General features: G+C 65.1%; 3 protein-coding genes. All 3 read right to left on the bottom strand.

Going from position 1 to position 2903, the window contains the following annotated elements:
* Positions 1 to 47: 47 nt before the first annotated feature.
* On the bottom strand, positions 48 to 887 hold the full coding sequence (locus AB0J04_RS45760; protein ID WP_363174665.1) for a DUF6615 family protein: 840 nt from the start codon (positions 885 to 887) through the stop codon (positions 48 to 50).
* Positions 884 to 1522 (bottom strand): hypothetical protein, encoded by a 639-nt coding sequence (locus AB0J04_RS45755; RefSeq protein ID WP_363174664.1) that lies wholly within the window; start codon positions 1520 to 1522, stop codon positions 884 to 886. The genes AB0J04_RS45760 and AB0J04_RS45755 overlap by 4 nt, the downstream gene beginning before the upstream one ends.
* 509 nt (positions 1523 to 2031) lie before the next feature.
* A complete protein-coding gene (locus AB0J04_RS45750; RefSeq protein WP_363174663.1) occupies positions 2032 to 2781 on the bottom strand; it encodes a transposase family protein in 750 nt (249 codons plus the stop codon).
* Positions 2782 to 2903: the final 122 nt, after the last annotated feature.

The following is a 2903-nucleotide window of genomic DNA, read 5'->3' as shown; positions in this document are numbered from 1 at the left end:
CCTGACTCCCTGTCAGAGCCAGAACGGTCAGAAGATCACGGAGTGGGTCACTTTTGATCCGCCGTTCGTGAGCCAGTTTTCAGGCGTCGCCGACACTCCTCGTTCAAGGCGACTTGGAGTTCCTTGACCGCTGCCCGGTGAAGGTCCCTCACTCGCCGATACGGCGCCTCCGCCCTCCGGCCCTCGGACTCATTCTCATCGCACAGAACACGGTGCCACGGCAGGCTCCGGTCCTTCACGTACGAAGTGCGGGCCCGGCTGAGGAGCAAGGCCCGCTGCACGACGAGGGCAGAGGCGATGGTGCACCCAAACTGTCGTTCACCAACGGGGCCGTGGCGGCAGCCCGCCAGTGACCCTGGCAGGAGGTCTGACTGCCAGCTCCGACGGTTGTAGAACACGTAGGCGGGCAAGCACCCTGAGGCGACAGCGTCCTCGATCAGGAGGTCGCTTTGCAGGCGCCCTTTGTTGGGCCGGTACCGAAGCTTGTAAGTACCGTCCCACTCCTCGCGCTTAGCTTGGACCCTCATGCCGAAGCCGATGTCTCCGGCATAGAACCACCATTCCCAGTCCGCGCCGTTCGTGGCTTCCTCAGTGCCCGTGAACCAGCGGACTGCCACGCGGTCCGCGTGCTCCATGCTGATGGTCGTCAGATGATGTTCGGTGAGCCCCACCTCGCCGGGTGCCTGGCCTTTCCGATGGCCGTGAGACAACCGCCCGAAGGTGTACTCGGAGCACAGGCTCAATGTGCGGCAGAGCGACTTCTCGCGCAGGTCGCGGCCACAGAATCGGCAGAACCGAGAGTCGGCCGATGTCTCGCGGCCACACTGGCAAAGCTGCTCCACGTCGCCTTGCTCCGAGCCAGCAGTCCCCTTGATCTTCGAGATCATCCATTGGCCTGCTCGCGCAGACCGCGGGCGAGCGCTGCATGGCGACGCATGACCGCTACGGTGCCCAAATCCACCTTGTCCTGGCTGTGCTCCTCCCCGCAGGGACAGATGCTCCAGCCTTCCTCCTCCACGCGGTCGGCAACGCTGTCCACCAACACCGCCAGTTCGTCGAGCACCCCCACCGGAATCTCCGCCGCCCCGCCGGCATGACGCTTCACGAGCGCGGCACCGATCTCCGTAGCGAGGTCCAGGAGATGAGCTGCTGCCGCGCCGTCGTCGTTGAGGCTCGCGTACTTCCCGGCCTGCGCAGCGGCCGTGACCAGATGCCCCAGCGACTCGACGGGAACGTTGACCGTGCGGTCGTCGATCCGTACCGGCCGTACCGCATGAGGACCGGCGGCTCCCTGATCGTGTTCTGTCGCCGCCTTCATGATGATCTCGGCAGCGGCTTCCGGGGTCACCAGATGGACCGCTTCCTCAAGATCCATTCTTGTCTGTCGCGCCATGGTCTCGACGAGATAGGCCGCGACACCCTGAACCGATGTCGACTCCACCTCGACGCCACGGGTCAGCAGTACAGCGCTCGTCTGGGTCACGAGGGTCTTGAACGGAACCAGGTCCATCAGCTCTGCCACAGTCCCCAGCCTAGAAGCGGACGTTGGAGCCTTTCCACAAAACCGGTGTAATCGCCAAGTGATCTGACCGGACCGTTCCATGGCGATGGCGCGCCCTCCCGCGCGCACCCCTCTGCACAGGCTCCGCGCTCATGCGCTCCCCTCGCGCACCCCTTGGATTTGGTGGCACGAACGGAGGGGGCTGTGTCGGCCGACGCGGGGGACGGAAAAGCAAAAGCCCCAGGTCACGGCGAGTGAGTCCTGAGGCTTCCACAGAGCCGCCTTCGGGATTCGAACCCGAGACCTACGCATTACGAGGGCCTGCATGATCGTGACGCGTGCTGTTCCCTGATCACGCTTGGTCCTGTTCGTCCTGGTCAAAGACTTGTCGCCCCTGCGGGCGTGACGCCATGTCCAACGGGTGCTTCTCCATCCGCTCACGCATCGCTCACGCATACCGTGGCCTCGATCAGTGAGCCACTTCAGCGCTGCCGCTCCAGCACGAGGACGGCTGCGGCGATTGAGGGTTTTCAGCGGTGCCGCTCCAGGGTGAGGACGGCCTTGGCGATTGACGTCATGCGGTTTGGGCTGCATCGGGCTCTGCGGAAGATTCGCCAGGATTTGAGGCGGGCGATTCCTCGTTCGACGGGTACGCGCGCGGCGGACAGCGCCCGGTTGACCGTCCGCTCGGTCGTGGTGAGTTCACCTTGGGGCGGTCGGCGTTTGGGGGTGGTGACCCACTCGCCCGCGCCGATGTAGGCCATGTCGGCGAGAATGGGGACGCCTTGGCGCTCGCAGATCCTGATGATCTTGTGGGTGCGTGCGGCGGTCAGGTCGTGTGTGCGGCCGGGCAGGGCGGGTGAAAGCCACAGCGTGCGACCGGCCGGGTCCGTGATGACCTGCACGTTCACACCGTGCCGCTTGTGCTTCGTCGAATAGTCCGCGCGCCCGTCGCCGACCCGGTCACACTCCGCGAGCGTGCCGTCCACGAGAACGTAGTCGGGGTCTGTCTCGCGCAGGACCTTCAGCAGGCCCGGCGCCATGTCGGCCAGGTGCTCGACGACGCTGGTGACGTACGCGTGGGCGGTGCCGACGGAGATACGGAAACCTGCGGCGAGCTGAGCCAGGGGGTCGTGCCGGCGCAGGTATGCCAGAGCGATCACCGCACGCTCGGACGGCCGGAGTTTGCAGCGCCGGTCACCCTCACGGGTGACGATCAGCATCGTCACCCACTCCACGAGTGCGTGCGGCAGGTCGAGTGCGGCAGGATACGGGACCAACAGGGTTCCTGAGCTGGAGAGTTGAGACCTAGATGAATGAGTCCAAGGGGTGTCGTTGCGGTCAGTGATCGTAGGCGGTCAGCGACCGTTTGATCGGTTGCCCGGTTTTGTCGTTGTGCCAG

Source organism: Streptomyces sp. NPDC050263 (assembly GCF_040655955.1).
In the GTDB taxonomy this organism is placed as follows: domain Bacteria; phylum Actinomycetota; class Actinomycetes; order Streptomycetales; family Streptomycetaceae; genus Streptomyces.
The sequence above is the reverse complement of the archived record's forward strand: the minus strand, read 5'-3'. Positions and strand labels throughout refer to the sequence as shown.